The 21082-nt window shown below is 54.0% G+C and carries 16 protein-coding genes; 8 read left to right on the top strand and 8 right to left on the bottom strand.

The annotated features are described in order from the left end of the window. Positions 1-202: 202 nt before the first annotated feature. From pqiC to rlmKL, 5 genes are read right to left on the bottom strand one after another with little or no spacing between them, the layout of a single operon-like run. The gene (gene pqiC, locus RTX30_RS07905) at positions 203-775 is read right to left on the bottom strand and encodes a membrane integrity-associated transporter subunit PqiC (protein WP_312688652.1); all 573 of its coding nucleotides are present in this window, start codon (positions 773-775) and stop codon (positions 203-205) included. Continuing rightward, positions 772-2412 carry an intermembrane transport protein PqiB gene (gene pqiB / locus RTX30_RS07900; protein ID WP_312688650.1) on the bottom strand — a complete coding sequence of 547 codons (1641 nt, stop codon included), beginning with the start codon at positions 2410-2412 and terminating at the stop codon, positions 772-774. The genes pqiC and pqiB overlap by 4 nt, the downstream gene beginning before the upstream one ends. Then, positions 2402-3670, bottom strand: a complete 1269-nt coding sequence (gene pqiA, locus RTX30_RS07895; protein ID WP_312688648.1) for a membrane integrity-associated transporter subunit PqiA — start codon at positions 3668-3670, stop codon at positions 2402-2404. Before pqiA ends, pqiB begins: the two co-directional genes overlap by 11 nt. 11 nt (positions 3671-3681) lie before the next feature. Then, positions 3682-5589, bottom strand: coding sequence for an ABC transporter ATP-binding protein (locus tag RTX30_RS07890; RefSeq protein WP_312688646.1), 1908 nt, complete (start codon positions 5587-5589; stop codon positions 3682-3684). Between the two features lie 12 nt (positions 5590-5601). Next, the gene (rlmKL, locus tag RTX30_RS07885) at positions 5602-7710 is read right to left on the bottom strand and encodes a bifunctional 23S rRNA (guanine(2069)-N(7))-methyltransferase RlmK/23S rRNA (guanine(2445)-N(2))-methyltransferase RlmL (protein ID WP_312688644.1); all 2109 of its coding nucleotides are present in this window, start codon (positions 7708-7710) and stop codon (positions 5602-5604) included. A gap of 100 nt (positions 7711-7810) precedes the next feature. Between rlmKL and RTX30_RS07880 the strand changes: the two genes are divergently transcribed. Continuing rightward, on the top strand, positions 7811-8920 hold the full coding sequence (locus tag RTX30_RS07880) for a YcbX family protein (RefSeq protein WP_312688642.1): 1110 nt from the start codon (positions 7811-7813) through the stop codon (positions 8918-8920). Here the strand turns inward: RTX30_RS07880 and zapC are convergent. Beyond that, on the bottom strand, positions 8917-9459 hold the full coding sequence (gene zapC / locus RTX30_RS07875) for a cell division protein ZapC (protein WP_312688640.1): 543 nt from the start codon (positions 9457-9459) through the stop codon (positions 8917-8919). The genes RTX30_RS07880 and zapC overlap by 4 nt on opposite strands. A 168-nt stretch (positions 9460-9627) precedes the next feature. Beyond that, on the bottom strand, positions 9628-10638 hold the full coding sequence (gene pyrD, locus RTX30_RS07870; protein ID WP_312688639.1) for a quinone-dependent dihydroorotate dehydrogenase: 1011 nt from the start codon (positions 10636-10638) through the stop codon (positions 9628-9630). A gap of 249 nt (positions 10639-10887) precedes the next feature. Here pyrD and ssuE point away from each other — a divergent pair, with 249 nt between their 5' ends. The 5 genes from ssuE to ssuB are packed head-to-tail and all read left to right on the top strand — an operon-like array spanning position 10888 to position 15140. Then, entirely contained in the window at positions 10888-11463 is a 576-nt protein-coding gene (gene ssuE, locus RTX30_RS07865; RefSeq protein WP_312688638.1) for an NADPH-dependent FMN reductase, read from the top strand. Next, positions 11456-12427 (top strand): sulfonate ABC transporter substrate-binding protein, encoded by a 972-nt coding sequence (locus RTX30_RS07860; RefSeq protein ID WP_312688637.1) that lies wholly within the window; start codon positions 11456-11458, stop codon positions 12425-12427. Before ssuE ends, RTX30_RS07860 begins: the two co-directional genes overlap by 8 nt. After that, positions 12424-13569, top strand: coding sequence for an FMNH2-dependent alkanesulfonate monooxygenase (gene ssuD, locus RTX30_RS07855; protein ID WP_312688636.1), 1146 nt, complete (start codon positions 12424-12426; stop codon positions 13567-13569). Before RTX30_RS07860 ends, ssuD begins: the two co-directional genes overlap by 4 nt. A 9-nt stretch (positions 13570-13578) precedes the next feature. Beyond that, entirely contained in the window at positions 13579-14367 is a 789-nt protein-coding gene (ssuC, locus tag RTX30_RS07850; protein WP_312688634.1) for an aliphatic sulfonate ABC transporter permease SsuC, read from the top strand. Then, positions 14364-15140: an aliphatic sulfonates ABC transporter ATP-binding protein gene (gene ssuB, locus RTX30_RS07845; protein ID WP_312688632.1), complete on the top strand. Its 777-nt coding sequence runs from the start codon at positions 14364-14366 to the stop codon at positions 15138-15140. Before ssuC ends, ssuB begins: the two co-directional genes overlap by 4 nt. Before the next feature lie 38 nt (positions 15141-15178). Here ssuB and pepN read toward each other — a convergent pair whose 3' ends face one another. Next, on the bottom strand, positions 15179-17791 hold the full coding sequence (gene pepN / locus RTX30_RS07840) for an aminopeptidase N (protein WP_312688631.1): 2613 nt from the start codon (positions 17789-17791) through the stop codon (positions 15179-15181). A 265-nt stretch (positions 17792-18056) separates the two neighbouring features. Between pepN and pncB the strand changes: the two genes are divergently transcribed. Both pncB and asnS read left to right on the top strand, forming a co-directional pair. Continuing rightward, positions 18057-19259 carry a nicotinate phosphoribosyltransferase gene (pncB, locus tag RTX30_RS07835; RefSeq protein WP_312688630.1) on the top strand — a complete coding sequence of 401 codons (1203 nt, stop codon included), beginning with the start codon at positions 18057-18059 and terminating at the stop codon, positions 19257-19259. 159 nt (positions 19260-19418) lie between these two features. After that, positions 19419-20819 carry an asparagine--tRNA ligase gene (asnS, locus tag RTX30_RS07830; protein WP_312688629.1) on the top strand — a complete coding sequence of 467 codons (1401 nt, stop codon included), beginning with the start codon at positions 19419-19421 and terminating at the stop codon, positions 20817-20819. The last annotated feature ends 263 nt before the right edge of the window (positions 20820-21082 follow it).

The following is a 21082-nucleotide window of genomic DNA, read 5'->3' as shown; positions in this document are numbered from 1 at the left end:
ATGTGCAACCACAGGTTACGAATACCTTGAATCGACTTTGCCGTCAATGCGCAAAATTCACGCCAGTGTCATAAATGTGAACTATTCGATGGTTCATTTGTACAAGAAATGTGATCGAGTACAAGTAACGTTCTGAGGCAAAAGAGATAAAAAAAACCGCCAGGGCTTACGCTTCTGGCGGTCTGTAAACCATTATATTTCGTTATGGCAGACGTTGTATTTCCGTCGCGATACTGGCGGCTTCCTGCTGCCACCCCTGCGCCAGCATTTTCACCATATCATCGTAACCATCCTGCTGCTGCTTGAGCTCAATATGAAATGGCCGTTTCACCAGCTTCCCTTGATGCTTGAGTAACCACTCGCCGCTGATAATAACCCGCCCGTCATAGCGCCCATGAAAGCCCGTTACAGTGACATTCAGCGTATCCTGCTCGCTACCCAGCGGTTGCGACGCCACAACCCAACCCGGTAGCTGGTTACTGAGGTTTGCCACCAGCGTATTGCGTAGCTGTTGATCAAGCGGGCTGGCCCACAGATTATTATTGGCGATAACGAACTGCACATCGGTGGTTTGGTAAACCACCCCGTTGCCCGCCAGATAATCCGGTACGGAAACCTGCTCAACCCACAGCTGGCGGCTTCCCTGTGCCTGCCCTGTGCTGGTCTGTACCGCAGTTTGCGTTGGCGAGGGAAGCTGGTAGTAGCGTTTATTATCGCTACCGCTATTGCACGCCGTCAGCAGCAAGACAATGCCGGTCAGAATGTATTTTTTCATTGTTTCGCCCTCTTTGGCTGCGGATCGTCTTTCCCTTTCGCTTCGAACACCAGCGCATTGCTCTTATCGTTGAGGGTTTTTAGCACTGGTTGAAGCTCTCTCAGAACCTGGTCAAGACGCTGCATATCCGCCACCATTTTGTTATAAGCCGCTGAACCGGGCTGGAAGCCTTGCATACTGCGGTTTAGCTCGCGCAGAGTGCTTTGCATATCTGCAGGCAGTTGCTGCATCGACTGACTGGCCGTTATCTTGTTCAAATTATCCAGCGTCGTTTGCAAGCGTTTAAGCGTCTGCTGACTCTCCGACAAAGTACTGGTTGCTTGTTGGATCATCGGATTCAGCGGCAGATTATTAATTTTATCCAGCGTGTCCATCAGGCGCTGCTGGATCTGCGCTAAACCACCGCTCACCGTAGGGATGATCTGATAACCAGCAAATTCATGCATGCCATTGATGGCAGGCACGTTGTTGTAGAAATCGAGATCGACATACAGTGCGCCGGTAACAATATTGCCGGTCTTCAGAGAGCCGCGCAGGCCGCGTTTTAGCAATTCATTAAGATGCGCGCTCATATCGGGATCTTCACCGAGCTGGTTAATCAAGCGCCCTGGCTCAATGCGCACGAGGATCGGAATGCGATAGTCATCATTCAACGCCTGCCGCATACCTTTAGTGAAGAATGGAACCTTACTGACGGTACCCAGACGAATACCGCGGAACTCAACGGGTGCTCCTGGCTGCAGGCCGCGGATGGAGTCTTTGAAGAACATCAGGTAGTCGATATGATCGGTATAGAGCGACTCCTGGATACTGCGCTGATCGTCATACAGCGTGAAGGCCGTATTCTCCGCCACCGGCTGACCAAGATCGACGCCCTCCGGTACATCAAAACTCACGCCGCCGCCGAACAACGTGGCCAGCGACCCCATCTCAACCCGCATGCCGGCCGACGTGAGATCCACGGCAATGCCGCTATCTTTCCAGAAACGCACATTGCTCGTCACCAGCCGGTCATTTGGCGCATTAATAAAGAGCTGATAGCTCATAGTGCGTTTTTGCGTATCGAACGTGCTGGTTTCGACAGAACCAACGCGATAGCCACGGAACAGGACAGGATCGCCAGCGGTCAGTTGCCCGGCCTTGCTACTGTCGAGGATCACCCGGATGCCTTTAGCGTCTGGCGGTGCCAGCGGCGGAGAATCCAGTAAATTATACTGTTCCGGCTTGTTTCCTTTTACTCCCGGCTGAAGTTCGATATACGCGCCGGAAAGCAGCGTTCCCAGCCCACTGATGCCTTCGCGCCCCACTTGCGGTTTCACGACCCAGAAGACCGAATCATTATGCAGCAGCTTTTCCATCCCGGAATTGAGTCGCGCTTTAATTTCAACATGGGTTAAATCATCGGTCAGGGTGGTGCTCTCCACCACGCCAACATCCACGCTACGACTTTTAATGGTGGTCTTTCCGCCAACAATGCCCTCTGCATTGGTGGTGATCAGCGTCACTTCCGGCCCCTGATGGCTGTAATGATAAAACAGGATCCAGGCGCCAATCAGGGCGGTGACGATCGGGAAAATCCATACCGGCGACCAGTTTCTTACCTTCTGCACCTTGGCCTCCCCACTCTTATTCTCCATGCTTTAACGACTCCTCATGGTGCGTTTTTGGCGCGCGATCCCAGCTTAAACGCGGATCAAAAGTCATTGCCGCAAACATCGTGATAATAACGACCAGTGCAAACATAATCGCCCCCATCGCAGGATAGATATTCATCAATCCGCCCATACGCACCAGCGCAGACAGTACTGCGATAACAAACACGTCGATCATTGACCAACGCCCGACAAACTCAACCACTTCATAAATCAGGTGCATCCTTTCACAATCGCGTCTGCCGTGCCCCTTCGCATCAATGCATAACCAGGCGATGCCAATCATTTTTAGGGTCGGCACCATAATACTGGCAATAAAGATCACCAACGCCACGGGGTAGGAGCCTTCGCTCCAGAGCAAAATCACGCCGGCGAGGATCGTCGAGGGCATGCGATCGCCTAACAGATCCGTCACCATAATCGGCAAAATATTAGCGGGAAGATAGAGCAGAACGGCGGTGGCCAGTAATGCCATGGTCCACTGGAGGCTGTTTTTACGCCGCACACGCCCGCGCGTATGGCAACGTGGGCAAACGGGATCATCCGCCGCCACAATCGCTGTGCAGCACGGGCATGAACGCAGCCCCTGACGAATGCCCGGGACGCCCACATGCAATGTTTGTTGTACAACCGGCGCCGGAGCAATGTCATCCCACAGCCAGTGGCGGTCAACACACTGAAACGCACGCAATTGCAGCAGACAGAACAGGCACCAGGGAATAAAACTACTGCCAATGCCGACATCGCCATAAGCCATCAATTTCACAAAGCTCACCAGCACGCCAGCAAGAAAGATTTCAGCCATCCCCCAACTTTTCAGCTGAAACAGGATCCTCGCCAGCGCGATTTTCAGGCGAAAATCCATCGTAACGCGGTTGACCAGCAGCAGGATGGTGATCAAGCAGAAAGCTGGCACCAGTTGGACAAACAGCAGAAAAAACGTGCCAAGGCTGGCGTAATCTTCCGAAAACATTACGCCGGGGATCTCAAGCAGTGTGACTTCACTGGTGACGCCCGCGACCTTCATATTGATGAAAGGAAACAGATTGGAGAGCAGCAACATGAATAGCGCGACAATAGCATAAGCAGTGGGACGCTGCCTCGGCGCGTCCCACTCGGTCGTCAGTGTGGTGCCGCAGCGAGGACAAGTGGCTTTATGACCATGTTCCAGCGACGGCAACGCAACCAGCAAGTCACATTGTGAACAAAGAATGTGACGGGTAGCGTGGTGATGTTCACACATACTGACTCCCTTTATGCGCCGTTTTTCAAAGCCTCCAGATACTCCCAGCGTTCAAACGCTGTTTCCAGCGCCTGCTCCGCCGAAGCCATATCAGCCAGAACTTTTTGCGTATGATCATGAGGCTGGCTAAAGAACGCGGCATCCGCCACCTGGGCCTGCAGCGATTCCAGTTCAGCTTCCAGCTGTTCCAGCTTCTGGGGCAACTGTTCCAGCTCACGCTGCAGGTTATAGCTTAGTTTGTTGGCGCTTCGTTTGACAGTTTCTGCTTTGGCAACCGGCGTTTCCGTATTTTTTTTCACCGCGGCCTGCTTCTGCGCCTGGGAAGCAGATTGCTGCCCGCGCGCATCGTGATAACCGCCTACATACTGACCAATCCGCCCTTCTCCCTCGAAAATCCAGCACTCCGTCACCGTGTTGTCCACAAACTGACGATCGTGGCTCACCAGCAGAACAGTGCCCTGGTAGCTGTCGATCAGCTCTTCCAGCAATTCCAGGGTCTCGACATCAAGGTCGTTGGTCGGTTCATCGAGGATCAACAGGTTGCTGGGCTTCAGGAACAAACGCGCCAAAAGCAGTCGGTTACGTTCCCCACCAGAAAGCGCGCGCACTGGCGTCATTGCCCGTTTCGGATGGAACAAGAAGTCCTGCAGATAACCAAGGATATGGCGCGGCTTACCGTTGACCATCACCTCCTGTTTACCTTCCGCGAGGTTGTCCATGACGGTTCTTTCCGGATCCAGCTCGGCACGGTGCTGGTCGAAATAGGCGACTTCCAGTTTGGTACCCACATGCACGCGGCCACTATCTGCTTTCAGTTGATCAAGCATCAGCTTCAGCAGTGTGGTTTTACCGCAGCCGTTCGGGCCAATCAGTGCAATTTTGTCACCACGCTGAACCTGAGTCGAAAAGTCGCGAACCAGCGTTTTCCCGTCAACGGCATAGTTAACGTTTTCCATCTCAAAGACGATTTTGCCGGAGCGGGACGCTTCCTCCACCTGCATTTTTGCACTACCCATCACTTCGCGGCGCTCGCTGCGTTCACGGCGCATAGCCTTCAGAGCGCGCACGCGGCCTTCGTTACGGGTACGACGCGCTTTAATGCCCTGACGGATCCACACCTCTTCCTGCGCCAGTTTGCGATCAAACTCAGCGTTTTGCAGATCTTCCACGCGAAGGGCTTCTTCTTTATCCAACAGATATTGATCGTAATCCCCCGGATAAGAAACCAGTTTACCGCGATCGAGATCGACAATGCGCGTTGCCATATTGCGAATAAAGGAACGGTCATGCGAAATAAAAATGATGGTGCCACCAAACGATTTCAGGAACCCTTCCAGCCAGTCGATGGTTTCGATATCAAGGTGGTTGGTCGGCTCATCGAGCAGCAGTACCCGCGGGCCGCTGACCAACGCGCGCCCTAATGCGGCTTTACGCAACCAGCCGCCGGACAGTGCCGACAACGACATATCCGCCGTCAGCCCCAATTGCGCCAGAACCTCATTGATCCGGTTTTCCAGCTGCCACAGGCCGTGGTGATCCAGTAACTCCTGGACACGCGCCAGTTCAGCCAGGTTTTTATCGCTGGGGTCGGTCATCACCAGGTGCGAAACATCGTGGTAACGCTTGAGGTACTCGGCCTGTTCTTCAATCCCTTCGGCAACAAAATCGTAGACGCTGCCTGTGACATCGCGCGGTGGATCCTGTTGCAGACGCGCCACCACTAAATCCTGCTCATAAACGATGCGACCATCATCCAGGTTTACTTCCCGGTTGAGGATTTTCATCAGCGTGGATTTACCGGCACCGTTACGGCCGACCAGGCAGACGCGCTCGTTTTCTTCGATATGCAGTTCGGCATTATCGAGAAGCGGCGCGTCGCTGAATGACAGCCATGCGCCATGCATACTGATTAATGACATTTACTTTTCCTTTCAGGCTGCGGTAATCAGCCAGCAGTTATGGATTTGACGGTTACGGGCGAAATCCTGCGACTGCGTTTTTTGGGTAATTTCTTGTGCCTTCAGACCCAGTTTCGCCAGCCCGTCGAGATCCATACGGAAACCACGTTTGTTATTGGAGAACATAATGGTACCGCCCTTGCGCAGCAGACGCTGGAGATCTTCCATCAAACGCATATGATCGCGCTGCACATCAAAGGAGTCTTCCATACGCTTCGAGTTAGAGAAGGTCGGCGGATCGATAAAGATCAGGTCAAACTGTTCATCCGTCTCGCGCAGCCAGCCAAGGCAATCGGCCTGGATCAGGCGATGCGCACGGCCGCTCAGGCCATTCAGACGCAGGTTACGTTCAGCCCATTCGAGATACGTACGGGACATATCTACCGTGGTGGTGGAACGGGCGCCGCCCAGACCAGCATGCACAGTGGCGCTACCGGTGTAAGAGAACAGGTTGAGGAAATCTTTGCCTTTACTCATCTGCCCCAACATGCGACGCGCAATGCGGTGATCGAGGAACAGACCCGTATCCAGATAATCTGTCAGGTTAACCCACAGGCGAGCGTTATATTCGCTCACTTCCATAAAGTCGCCCTTCTCATTCATCTTCTGATACTGATTGTTGCCTTTCTGCCGTTCGCGGGTTTTCAACACCAGTTTATTTGGCGCGATCCCCAGCACATGGATCGTGGCAGCAATAATATCAAACAGACGCTGGCGCGCTTTCTGCGCATCAATGGTTTTCGGCGCGGCGTACTCCTGCACCACCACCCAATCCGCATAACGATCCACTGCCACGTTATAATCCGGCAGATCGGCATCGTACAGGCGATAGCATTCGATCCCCGCCTGACGCGCCCATTTCTCCAGCTTTTTCACGTTTTTGCGCAGGCGGTTTGCATAATCTTCCGCCATCGCCGGGGCCTTTGCTTCACCCGTATTTTCGGCCAGATGGTAGTTTTTCTGCACACAGTCCAGCGGGCCATTCTTAGCTTTAAACTGCCGCTCAGCGCGCAGCTGCAGACAATTAAGCAAATCGACAGAGGCGCTGAACAGCGACAGATTCCAGCCGCCAAATTGCGCTTTCAGCAACCGCCCCAGCAAGCTATGGAGCGCAATCAACGCCGGCTCGCTTTCAAGACGTTCACCGTAGGGCGGGTTGCTGATAATCGTACCGTATGGGCCTTTCGGCAGCGGGTTAGTTAACTGCGCCACGTCTTTTGCTTCAAAAGCGATCAGTTCGCCCACGCCGGCGCGACGGGCATTGCTACGGGCACGTTCAATCACCCGCGCGTCAATGTCAGAACCGTAGAAGCGCGATGGGTAAGCCGCGATCCCTTCGCGCGCACGGGTTTGCGCTTCGGCTTTAACCTCTTTCCAGATGGCGTCGTCGTGCAGCGCCCAACCGCCAAAACCCCAATGACCGCGATGCAGCCCCGGAGCCCGGTCGGTTGCAGCCATCGCAGCTTCGATCAACAAAGTGCCGGAACCACACATGGGATCCAGCAGCGGCGTCCCCGGCTGCCAGCCAGAACGCATGACAATAGCGGCTGCGAGATTCTCTTTGATCGGCGCAATACCGGTACGATCGCGATAACCACGTAAATGCAGACCTTCACCGCTCAGATCCAGCGAGATGTTGGCCGTTTCCTGATTCAACCACACGTTAATGCGCAGATCCGGCATGTCGCGCTCGACGTTTGGACGCGGCAAGTTTTTGCGGGTAAAGCTATCGACAATCGCGTCTTTTACTTTCAATGCACCGTACTGGCTGTTGCGAATTTCTTCATTCAGCCCGCTAAAATGGACGGCAAAGGTCGCGCCAGGATTGAAAATCTCTGTCCACGGGATCGCCTGCACGCCAAGGTAGAGGTCAAGGTCGCTGTAAACCTTACACTCACCGAGCGGCAGCATAATACGCGAAGCCAGACGACTCCACATCAGGCTCTGGTACAGGAGCCGCGTGTCACCTTCAAAATGGACACCACCCTGAACCACACGGCACTCGACGGCACCGAGTTTTTCCAGTTCAGTTTTTAACAGCTCTTCCAGCCCGCGGGCCGTACTGGCAAACAGAGAAATCATAATGTCACTTATACTCAACGAAAATTGTTGCGCATTATAGCTAATCTGGCGTTCATGTCATAAAGTTGAGGGCTAATTTTCGTCTGACAGGGGGTAAGACGTGCCGACTCTCTCACGTCTTTTTATCCATCCGGTGAAATCCATGCGCGGTATTGGCCTGACGCATGCTTTTGCCGACATCAGCGGCCTTGCCTTTGACCGCGTTTTTATGATTACCCAGCCCGATGGCACCTTTATGACTGCCCGGCAGTTTCCGCAGATGGTGCGCTTTACGCCGTCGCCGCTCACCGATGGTCTGCATCTGACCGCCCCCGACGGCAGCAGCGCGCTGATCCGCTTTGGCGACTTCGCTCCTGAAGCCTCGCCAACGGAAGTTTGGGGGAACCATTTCACCGCTCTGATCGCGCCGGCGGCGATTAACCAGTGGCTTAGCGGCTTTTTTGCCCGTGATGTACAGCTACGTTGGGTGGGCGCAACCCTGACCCGCCGGGTCAAGCGGCATGAAGCGGTGCCCTTATCCTTCGCCGACGGTTTCCCCTATTTGCTGACCAACGAAGCCTCACTGCGTGATTTACAGAACCGGTGCCCGGCCAGCGTGAAAATGGAGCAGTTTCGCCCCAACCTGGTGGTAACAGGCGCACAGCCCTGGGAAGAAGATAGCTGGAAAGTGCTGCGGGTGGGTGATGTGGTGTTTGATGTGGTGAAGCCCTGCAGCCGTTGTGTTTTCACTACGGTCAGCCCGGAGCGTGGCCAGAAACATCCTTCTGGTGAACCCCTGGCGACATTGCAGAGATTCCGCACTGCACAAGATACGGGTGATGTGAATTTCGGTCAGAATTTAATTGCCCGTAATAGTGGGGTGATCCGTGTCGGTGACGAGGTCGTGGTACTGGCGACCGCACCGGCGAAGCTTTACGGTGCCGGTGAAGTGGAAGAGGCGTTAGAAACGGATATACAGCCGACCAACACGGTAGAAATTAACTGGCAGGGGCAGACTTTCCGCGGCAATAATCAGCAGGTATTGCTGGAGCAACTGGAAAACCAGGGGATTCGCGTGCCTTATTCCTGCCGGGCGGGGATTTGCGGTTGCTGTCGCATACGTCTGGTGGAAGGTGAAGTCAGCGCCATGAAAAAATCGGCCATCGCCGGAGACGGTTCAATTCTCTGCTGTAGCTGTATACCTAAAACAGCGCTTCGGCTGGAGGCTTAAACAGCCTGCTCATAGCGCAGGCTGCTGGCATGCGTTTGCGGTCTCAGGCGATCATTCATGATTTTAATCGCATCGCCGAGCTGCATCGTGCGTCCGGCGATCACCACGCACGGCTGCGCCAGCAGGCAGAGCGCAGCATTTTCGCCTGTCTCAACCACCAGCAGATTTACGCACTCTTGCGTATCGCTCAGCCAGACGCAGGCACCTTCACCGATGACAGGCGACCAGAGATCACCGTGCGCAGTGAAATGCCAGCTTTTTGGCATTTGCGGTTTCAAAAAACGAATCGCTACCAGCGCATTGAGCACCAGTTCCGCTCGCTGCTCATGAGATAAATCTAAATCGCGGCATTTTTCGTCGAAAGAGAAATAGAGCGCGGCGTCATCAACACAAAAACCGGATGGCGAAAAAGCATCGGGCGTCAGCATCTTACGGGCAAAGCGGGAACGAAATAACATGCCATTGGCTAAGTCGAGCATCATTCGATCATGCTCGTCATCAAAATACCAACGCCAATTATCGTCAGGCTTAATTCGCATTTCTCTCCCCCCGTCCCTTAAACATCCTGTTACTTTTTCATCCTGTTCTGCCGCCTCGGTTATTACCCAATAATAAAAGACTATAATGTTTAAATTAGCAACAGTGACGGAATATAAAACAACCAGGGCTGGAAATAAAGCCCTGGTGGTTCAGTAAGGAAAAAAAGATTAGATATGGGTGACGATTTCTTTAATCAGCGGTGGGCCTTTAAAAATAAAACCAGAATAGATTTGTACCAGCGTTGCGCCTGCAGCAACTTTCTCGCGCGCAGCGATAACCGAGTCGATACCGCCAACGCCAATAATCGGCAAACGGCCATTTAATTCCTGCGACAGACGACGGATTATTTCAGTACTTTTTAATTGCAGTGGACGTCCACTTAAACCACCGGTTTCATCACAATGTTTCATTCCCTGAACGAGCGATCTTTCCAGTGTGGTATTGGTGGCGATCACACCATCAATATTGTGACGAACTAAACTGTCGGCCACCTGGATCAATTCTTCTTCAGAAAGATCCGGCGCGATCTTCACCGCCACCGGAACATATTTATGATGGATGTTTTGCAAATCGCTTTGCTTATTTTTAATCGCGGTCAGGAGATCATCCAGCGCTTCGCCATATTGTAGGGTACGTAGCCCCGGCGTGTTCGGCGAGGAGATATTGATAGCGATATAACCCGCATAGGCATAGATTTTTTCCATGCAAATCAGGTAGTCATCTTTTCCCTGCTCGACAGGTGTATCTTTATTTTTGCCAATATTAATGCCCAGTACACCATCAAAGTGGGCTTTTTTAACATTCTCGACCAGGTTATCCACGCCGAGATTATTAAAGCCCATGCGGTTGATCAAGCCTTCGGCAGCAACCAGACGGAAGATCCGCGGTTTATCATTTCCCGGTTGCGGGCGTGGCGTTACCGTGCCGATCTCAATGGAGCCAAACCCCATCGCGCCGAGTGCATCAATGCATTCGCCATTTTTATCCAGACCTGCCGCCAGTCCCAGCGGATTTTTGAAGGTCAGCCCCATGCATTGAACCGGTTTTTCCGGTACACGCTGACGCACCAGCGCCTCGAGCGGCGTGCCGGTCACACGGCGTAATTGCTGAAATGTTAATTCATGAGCGCTCTCAGGATCGAGCTGGAAAAGGGCTTTACGAACGAAGGGATAGTACATGAACTCTCCTGGATTCCCGGTGTGCAAACCGGGGGCGTATTATCTGCGAAACCCCCGGCAATTGGAATTGACCTGCGGCAAAAAAAGCGTCTTTGGGCGCAATCGTTTCCCTGGCTGCTTTCTCTTTATGCAATTTTTAGCATTTTTTCTTCAAATAAAGCATTTAGTGGAATAAATCGGCTCTGTCACACTGACATCAATTGTTATGAATGTTACCTAAAAGCAAACAATTGGTTATAAGGAGCTTGTATGCGCGTTGTCACCCTTGCCGGAAGCCCGCGCTTCCCTTCCCGCTCCAGCGCGTTGCTGGAATATGCCCGCGAGCATTTGAGTGCTCAGGATATCGACGTGTGCCACTGGCACCTGCATAACTTCGCGCCTGAAGATTTGCTTTATGCCCGCTTCGACAGCCCGGCGTTAAAAACGTTGATTGAGCAATTGAAAGAGGCCGACGGTTTGATCGTCGCCACCCCTATCTATAAGGCTTCGTTTTCCGGCGCGCTGAAGACATTGCTGGATTTACTGCCCGAACGCGCGCTGGAAGGCAAAGTGGTGCTGCCTCTGGCCACGGGCGGTACGGTGGCACATATGCTGGCGGTTGATTACGCACTCAAGCCAGTGCTCAGTGCGCTAAAAGCCCAGGAGATCCTGCACGGCGTCTTCGCCGACGACAGCCAGGTGCTGGATTATCAACACAAACCCGGCCTGAGCCCCAACCTGCAAATCCGGCTGGACAGCGCACTGGAAACGTTCTGGCAGGCGCTGCACCGCCGCGATATTCAGGCCCCTGACTTTCACCGACCACAGGGAGTGGCTCATGTTTAAATTTTTTAATCATCCCGCCCGCTGGCTGACACTGAGCGGATTATTGACGGTGGCGACCTGGACACAGGCGGCAGAACCTGCGCCAGAGGCATTACGCATTGGCTACCAAAAGGGCAGCGTCAGTATGGTGCTGGCTAAAAGCCATGGCTTACTGGAAAAACGCTACCCGAACACCAAAATTTCCTGGGTCGAGTTCCCGGCCGGCCCGCAAATGCTGGAAGCGCTTAACGTCGGCAGTATTGATATCGGCAGCACGGGCGATATCCCGCCGATCTTTGCGCAGGCGGCGGGTGCCGATTTAGTCTACGTTGGCGTTGAGCCGCCGAAACCAAAAGCCGAAGTGATCCTGGTGGCAGAAAACAGTGCTATCAAAACCGTCGGTGAGTTAAAAGGCCATAAAGTGGCGTTACAAAAAGGCTCCAGCTCCCATAATTTGCTGCTGCGCGCGCTGCAACAGGCCGGGCTGAAATTTACTGACATACAACCCGTGTTTCTGACGCCAGCAGATGCCCGCGCGGCATTCCAGCAAGGGAATGTCGATGCCTGGGCAATCTGGGATCCGTACTACTCCGCCGCCCTATTACAAGGTGGTGTGCGAGTATTAAAAGATGGATCCACGCTGAAACAGACCGGCTCCTTCTATTTATCTGCCCGCCCCTATGCAGAAAAAAACGGTGCCTTTATTCAGGGCGTACTTGACACCTTTAGCGAAGCGGATGCCCTCACCCTTAGTCACCGTGATGAAAGTGTCGCGCTGCTGGCAAAAACCATGGGATTACCGCAACCCGTCATTGCCACCTATTTTGATCACCGTCCGCCAACCAAAATTGTACCGGTCAACGAGGCCACGGCAGCGTTACAACAGCAGACAGCCGATCTTTTCTACGACAACCATCTGTTACCGAAAAAAGTCGATATTCGCACCCGCATCTGGCAGCCAACTCAACAAGGAGCGAAGTTATGAGCCTGAATCTGTTCTGGTTTTTACCCACCCATGGTGATGGTCATTATTTGGGCACTGACCACGGCTCCCGGCCTGTTGATCAAGCCTATTTGCAGCAAATCGCCCAGGCGGCGGACAGGCTGGGATTTAGCGGCGTGCTGATCCCGACCGGGCGATCCTGTGAAGACGCCTGGCTGGTGGCCGCGTCTTTGATCCCGGTTACGCAGCGCCTTAAATTCCTCGTCGCTCTACGCCCAAGCGTTACATCAGTCACCGTGGCCGCACGCCAGGCCGCCACGCTGGATCGTCTCTCTAATGGTCGCGCGCTGTTTAACCTGGTCACCGGTAGCGATCCGCAGGAGCTGGCAGGCGATGGTGTGTTTCTGAACCATACCGAGCGTTACGAAGTGTCGTCGGAATTCACACATGTCTGGCGCCGACTGCTGGAAGGGGAAACGGTGGATTTTGAGGGCAAACATGTCCATGTACGTGGCGCAAAGCTGTTTTTCCCGCCGGTTCAACAACCGCGGCCTCCGCTCTATTTCGGTGGTTCATCGGATGTGGCGCAGGATCTTGCGGCAGAGCAAGTCGATCTTTATCTCACCTGGGGTGAGCCCCCTGGAGCGGTGAAAGAGAAGATTGACCAGGTCCGCGCAAAAGCAGCAGCACACGGACGTAAAGTGCGTTTTGGCATCCGTCTGCATATTATTGTGCGCGAAACCAATGCCGAAGCCTGGCAGGCCGCAGATCGTCTGATTTCTCATCTTGATGACGAGACGATTGCAACGGCCCAGGCCGCCTTCGCCCGGCAGGATTCGGTTGGCCAGCAGCGGATGGCCGCCCTGCATAAAGGTCGGCGTAGCGATTTGGAAATCAGTCCGAATCTGTGGGCAGGCGTCGGGTTAGTACGCGGCGGCGCAGGAACGGCGCTCGTCGGCGACGGGCCAACCGTAGCGGCGCGGATTAACGAATATGCCGCGCTGGGTATCGACAGTTTTATCCTTTCCGGTTATCCGCATCTTGAAGAGGCGTACCGCGTAGGTGAATTACTGTTCCCTCACCTTGATGTCGCCATCCCGCGGATCCCGCAGCCTCAGCCATTGCTATTACAGGGCGAGACAGTGGCGAATGAATTTATTCCACGAAAAGTGGCGCAGAGCTAAGGAGCACAGATGGCTGCACAGAACAAAACGCTGTTGCGCATTGCGCCGTGGCTGTTGCCAACCGGGATTGTGATTATCTGGCAAATTGCCTCATCAGCAGGCTGGTTGTCTACGCGTATTCTCCCCTCGCCCGAAGGGGTGCTGGAAGCGTTCTGGACCCTGAGTGCCAGCGGCGAACTGTGGCAGCACCTGGCCATCAGTTCCTGGCGTGCGGCTATCGGCTTTTCCATTGGTGGCAGTATCGGTCTGGCGCTGGGTTTGATCAGCGGTTTGTCTCGCTGGGGCGAACGTTTGCTGGATACCTCCATCCAAATGCTGCGTAACGTACCGCATCTTGCGCTGATCCCGCTGGTGATCTTGTGGTTTGGCATTGACGAGAGTGCCAAAATTTTCCTCGTCGCGCTCGGTACGCTTTTCCCGATCTATATCAATACCTGGCATGGCATTCGCAACATTGATCCCGGACTGGTCGAAATGGCGCGCAGTTATGGTTTGTCCGGTTTTGCGCTGTTCGCCCATGTGATCCTGCCCGGTGCACTCCCTTCCATTATGGTGGGTGTGCGCTTCGCCCTCGGCCTGATGTGGCTCACGCTGATTGTGGCGGAAACCATCTCAGCCAATGCCGGTATCGGTTACCTGGCGATGAACGCCCGCGAATTTCTACAAACCGATGTGGTGGTGGTCGCGATCATTCTTTATGCCCTGCTCGGCAAACTCGCCGATGTCAGCGCGCAGTTGCTGGAACGCCTGTGGCTGCGCTGGCACCCCGCTTATCATGGGAAGGAGGCAAACGCATGAATACGGCAAAGCTGAATCAGGGGATCCCGCTGTTACTGAGTGGCGTAAGCAAACACTATGGCGATAAACCGGTGTTGAATGGGCTTGATCTGCATATCGCCACCGGGCAGTTTGTTGCGGTGGTCGGTCGCAGCGGTGGCGGCAAAAGCACCCTGCTGCGCTTGCTGGCGGGGCTCGAATCACCAAACCGCGGCGAACTGCTGGCGGGCACAACGCCACTGGCCAGCATTCAGAGCGACACGCGCATGATGTTTCAGGATGCGCGGCTGCTGCCGTGGAAGTCGGTTATCGATAATGTCGGGCTGGGATTAAAAGGGCCCTGGCGCAACGCGGCACAGCAGGCGCTGCAGTCTGTCGGGCTGGAACAGCGCGCATCGGAGTGGCCTGCGGCGCTCTCTGGCGGGCAGAAACAGCGTGTGGCGCTGGCGCGTGCGCTGGTGCACAAACCGGGGCTGCTGCTGCTGGATGAACCGCTTGGTGCGCTGGATGCGTTAACCCGCCTGGAGATGCAGGCGCTGATCACACAACTGTGGCAGGAACAGGGATTCACGGTGGTGCTGGTGACGCACGATGTAAGTGAAGCGGTTGCCATGGCCGATCGCGTTTTATTAATAGAAGAAGGCAAAATTGGCCTGGACTTGAGTATTGATCTTCCGCGACCGCGTCGTCTGGGATCGGTACGGCTGGCGGAACTGGAAGAGGAAGTGTTGAACCGGGTAATGAAGCGCCGCGGATCGGAAAACACGGTGGTACCGCGAACCCGCCAGGCCTGATCGACAAAAAGGGGCGCGAACAGCGCCCCTCTTCTTTGTTACGCCAGTGCCTTACTGACTTTTTCGTACAAATCGCCAGAGAGGTTCGGCAACGCTTTTAACTGCTCCAGCGCCGCACGCATCATTGCCTGACGTTTGGCATCATAGCGTTTCAGGCGGATCAGCGGCTCAATCAGGCGCGAGGCCACCTGTGGGTTGCGGCTGTTCAGCTCAGTCAGCATCTCAGTCAGGAACTGATAACCGCTGCCGTCCAGCGCATGAAACGCCGCCGGATTACTGCCGGCAAAGGCGCCAATCAGCGAACGAATACGGTTCGGGTTGCTCAGCGTAAACGAACGGTGTTTCAGCAATCCACGCACCGTCTCCAGTACGTTATCTGCCGGACTGGTTGCCTGCAAAATAAACCACTTGTCCATCACCAGACCGTCATGATGCCATTTGTCGTCGTACTCCTGCATCAGCGTATCGCGGCAAGGCAATTGCGCCGCCACGGCTGCAGACAGAGCTGCCAGCGCATCGGTCATATTATCGGCGTCGTGATACTGCTTACTGACCAGTTTGTCGCCCAGTTGTGCATCGCCAAAGGCGATATAACGCAGGCAAGTGTTACGCAATGCACGTTTGCCAATATCTGCATGCTCGACCTGATAGCTGTCGAGTTTATGTGCGTTATACACGGCAAGGAACTCATCAGCCAGTTCGGTCGCCAGCGTGCGGGTCAGCGCTTCGCGCACCGTGGCAATTGCCAGCGGATCAATCACCTCAAACAGTTCGGCAATTTCATTCGCCGAAGGCAAAGTCAGGATCTCCGCCGCCAGGGCCGGATCGATGGTTTCATCCAACAGGATCGCGCGGAAAGCATCTGCCACATGCAAAGGAAGCGACAGCGCCTGCCCCTGCTGCTGACGCGCCACATTGAGTTTAATGTGCGTCGCCAGCAGGCTTTGCGCCGCATCCCAGCGTGAGAAGTCATTGCTGGCATGGCGCATTAAGAAGGTCAGTTGTTGATCGCTCCATTTATATTCCAGTTTTACCGGCGCAGAGAATTCACGCAGCAACGACGGTACCGGCTGGAAGTAGACATTATCAAACACAAACGTCTGTTCGGCCTGCGTCACATTCAGCACGTGATGCACCGGATGCCCGCCTTTTTGCAACGGGATCACCTTGCCTTCGTTATCGTACAGTTCAATATCGAACGGGATGTGCAGCGGCAGCTTCTCCTGCTGCTCCGCCGTTGGCGGGGTGCGCTGGCTGATGGTCAGGGTGTATTGTTCGGTGTTCGGGTTGTAATCATCCTGCACCGAGACAATCGGTGTGCCTGCCTGACTGTACCAGCGGCGGAAATGAGACAGATCGATATTGGATGCATCCTCCATCGCCTGCACAAAATCGTCGCAGGTCGCTGCGCTGCCATCATGACGCTCAAAATAGAGCTGCATCCCTTTCTGGAAGTTCTCTTCACCAAGCAGGGTATGAAGCATGCGGATCACTTCAGCCCCTTTTTCGTACACCGTCAGTGTATAGAAGTTATTCATTTCGATAACTTTATCCGGACGGATCGGGTGCGCCATCGGACTGGCGTCTTCCGCAAATTGCATGCCGCGCATGGTGCGCACATTGTTAATGCGGTTTACCGCGCGTGACCCTAAATCAGAACTAAACTCCTGATCGCGGAACACGGTAAGCCCCTCTTTCAGGCTGAGCTGGAACCAGTCGCGGCAGGTCACGCGGTTACCGGTCCAGTTATGGAAATATTCATGGCCGATCACGCGTTCGATATCGAGATAATCTTTGTCGGTGGCGGTATCGGTACGGGCAAGAACATATTTCGAGTTGAAGATGTTCAACCCTTTGTTCTCCATTGCCCCCATATTGAAGAAATCGACAGCCACGATCATATAAATGTCGAGATCGTACTCCAGTCCAAAACGCGCTTCATCCCATTTCATGGAATTTTTCAGCGAGGTCATCGCCCACGGTGCGCGGTCGAGGTTACCGCGATCGACATACAACTCCAGCGCCACTTCACGCCCGGAGCGGGTCGTAAAGGTGTCGCGCAGAACGTCAAAATCCCCCGCCACCAGCGCAAACAGATAACAGGGTCTCGGGAAGGGATCCTGCCATTGTACCCAGTGGCGACCCTTGTCCAGTTCGCCCTGGTCGACACGGTTACCATTGGACAGCAGGAACGGATAGCGGGTTTTGTCCGCAATCAGTTTGGTCGTAAAGCGCGCCAGCACATCCGGGCGATCAAGATACCAGGTAATATGGCGGAACCCTTCGGCTTCGCACTGAGTGCACAGTGCTTCACCGGACTGATAAAGCCCTTCCAGCGCAGTATTCGCCGCCGGGCTGATCTCATTAACGATGCGTAGCGTAAAGCGGTCCGGCAGACCGTCGATCACCAGTTGGTTGCCTTCTTCTTTATATTGGGTCCAGGCAGTGTCGTTAACATGGATGGAAATCAGCGTCAGATCGCCGCCATCCAGACGCAGCGGTACAGGAGAGGCGCTATGGCGTGACACTTTACTCACCGCAGTGACGACGGTTTTGGCAGCGTCGAGATCAAAGGTCAAGTCAATATCGCTAATCAGGTAATCCGGCGCACGGTAGTCGTGGCGGTATTTAGCTTGTGGCTGTTGTGTCATAAAAAACCTTTAGCATCTTCTGTGTGGTTACGACTCCAGTCTATTCCGGTTGCGTAAAACGCGCCACGCAGAATCTTCATCTTTTCAGAGGGAAACGCTCTGTTTGCTACATTTATGCAACAAGAGGCACGAAATGCCATCGACCCATTCTGTGCGATGTGGTGTGATCGGGGTTCAATAAATTGGTAAACAAGGTATACTCCAGCAACTTACCTGCTTTGTTTATTGTACTAAACGCTCCTGTAAGAGGATGCTACTGCGCGCCATGACTCAACTCGCTTTCCCTGGTCTGCAAACGCTGCTGGATACCGACGCTTACAAGTTGCATATGCAGCAGGCGGTGTTCCATCATTATTATGATGTGCACGTAACCGCAGAATTCCGCTGTCGCGGCGACGACCTGCTCGGCATCTATGCTGACGCGATCCGCGAACACGTCGATGCCATGCAACATTTGCGCTTGCAGGATGACGAGTTCCGCTGGCTGTCCAGCCTCCCTTTCTTCAAATCTGATTACCTCGACTGGCTGCGTAACTTCCGTTACGACCCGCAACAGGTCACGATCAGCAACGACAACGGCAAGCTCAACATTCGTCTTTCCGGCCCGTGGCGTGAAGTGATTATGTGGGAAGTGCCGCTGTTGGCGATGATCAGTGAAGTGGTACACCGTTGCCGCTCACCACAGATGGGTGTGCAGCAGGCTCTGCTGCATCTGGAAGAAAAGCTGGCGGATTTTGCTGTAAGAACCGCCGCGCTGGATATGTCCGGCTTCCGTCTGATGGACTTCGGCACCCGTCGTCGTTTCTCACGCGATGTGCAGCAAGCCATTGTGCAACGCCTTCAACAGGAACCCTGGTTTGTTGGTACCAGTAATTACGACCTGGCACGCCGTCTTTCCCTGACGCCAATGGGCACCCAGGCACATGAGTGGTTCCAGGCGCATCAGCAAATCAGCCCAAGCCTTGCCACCAGCCAGCGTGCTGCCCTTGCGGCCTGGCTGGAAGAGTATCCGGGTCAGTTAGGGATTGCGCTCACCGACTGTATTACGATGGATGCGTTTTTACGCGACTTTGGCCCGGAATTCGCGACCCGTTATCAGGGACTGCGTCATGATTCAGGGGATCCGGTGGAATGGGGTGAAAAAGCCATCGCCCATTATGAAAAACTGGGTATCGATCCGCTGTCCAAAACGTTGGTGTTCTCTGACAACCTCGATCTCAATAAAGCGCTGGATCTCTACAGCCACTTTTCATCACGGGTTAATCTCAGCTTCGGCATCGGTACCCGCTTAACGTGCGATATCCCTGACGTTAAGCCGCTGAATATTGTGATTAAGCTGGTCGAGTGTAACGGCAAACCGGTGGCTAAATTATCGGACAGCCCCGGCAAAACCATCTGCCATGATAAGGCGTTTGTTCGCGCCCTGCGCAAAGCGTTTGACCTGCCGCAGGTGAAAAAAGCCAGCTAATCATCAGGGAGCCAGACGGCTCCCTTCTTTTTGCCGACAATTTATTAATTGTTCCTGCGAATTCTGCTTGTCTGATGGCGTATGCCAGGTAACATAGATATTCCCCCTTATCGGGCGGACAAGTGTTTATTTTTTCCGACTATTAACAGAGAGAATATTATGAGCGTTGTGCCTGTAGCCGACGTATTCCATAGCCGCGTTGCCGTTGACAGCGAAGTCACCGTACGCGGATGGGTGCGCACCCGCCGAGATTCTAAAGCTGGTATCTCCTTCCTCGCCGTTTATGACGGCTCCTGCTTTAATCCTGTACAGGCCGTTATTAATAATTCTCTGCCCAATTACAATGACGTAGTGCTGCGTCTGACCACCGGCTGTTCCGTAATTGTCACCGGTAAAGTGGTGGCTTCGCCGGGTGAAGGCCAGAGCCTGGAAATTCAGGCCACACACGTTGAAGTGACTGGCTGGGTTGAAGATCCGGATACCTATCCGATGGCGGCGAAACGCCACAGCATTGAGTATCTGCGTGAAGTCGCGCATTTGCGTCCGCGAACTAACCTGATCGGTGCCGTTGCGCGCGTTCGTCATACGCTGGCGCAGGCGTTGCACCGTTTCTTCGATGAGCAGGGTTTCTTCTGGGTTTCCACGCCGCTGATCACCGCTTCCGATACTGAAGGAGCTGGTGAAATGTTCCGCGTTTCGACGCTGGATATGGAAAACCTGCCGCGTACGCCTGAAGGCAAAGTGGACTATGACAAAGATTTTTTCGGTAAAGAGTCTTTCCTGACTGTATCAGGCCAGCTCAATGGCGAAACTTACGCCTGCGCCCTGTCAAAAATCTACACCTTCGGCCCGACGTTCCGTGCAGAGAACTCCAACACCAGCCGCCACCTGGCGGAGTTCTGGATGCTGGAGCCGGAAGTGGCTTTTGCCGACCTGGACGATAACGCCCGTCTGGCCGAAGCGATGCTGAAGTATGCCTTTAAAGCCGTCCTCGACGAACGTATGGACGACCTCAAATTCTTTGAAGAGCGCGTCGACAAAGATGCTATTGGCCGTCTGCAGCGCTTTATCGCAGCGGATTTTGCACAGGTGGATTACACCGACGCGGTAGCCATCCTCGAGAAATGCGGCGAGACTTTCGAAAACCCGGTGTATTGGGGCGTCGATCTGGCTTCTGAACATGAACGTTATCTGGCGGAAAAACACTTTAAAGCGCCGGTAGTGGTGAAAAACTACCCGAAAGATATCAAAGCGTTTTATATGCGCCTTAACGACGACGGTAAAACTGTTGCCGCAATGGACGTGCTGGCACCGGGGATCGGTGAAATCATCGGCGGATCGCAGCGTGAAGAGCGTCTGGATGTGCTGGATGCCCGTATGGCCGAAATGGGTCTGAATAAAGAAGATTACTGGTGGTATCGCGACCTCCGTCGCTACGGCACTGTACCGCACGCCGGTTTTGGACTGGGTTTTGAGCGTCTTATCGCTTATGTCACCGGCGTGCAGAACGTTCGTGACGTGATCCCATTCCCGCGCACACCACGCAGCGCAACGTTTTAATGTTTGCCAAAAGGCCAGCCATCGCGCTGGCCTTTTTTATTCCAGTGCTGGTAACAATCACTAACACCCTCTTCAAACCCTTACACACTTACCTGCGCTGCGCCTTCCGCTTCTCCTGAAATTTCCCCGCTAAATACTTCTTACAGACAATTCACATGGCAAATTATTGCAAGGCGTAAAGGCAAAAGTTCGCACGTTTGGTTAAAAAAGACACGGCTATCTGGATGGCTAAACGTCGTCATAAGAAAAAGCATGATGAGAAC

It is taken from the genome of Kosakonia sp. (assembly GCF_032052965.1).
Lineage (GTDB): Bacteria > Pseudomonadota > Gammaproteobacteria > Enterobacterales > Enterobacteriaceae > Kosakonia.
Note: the sequence above shows the minus strand (reverse complement) of the source record. Positions and strands in the feature narration are given on the sequence as shown.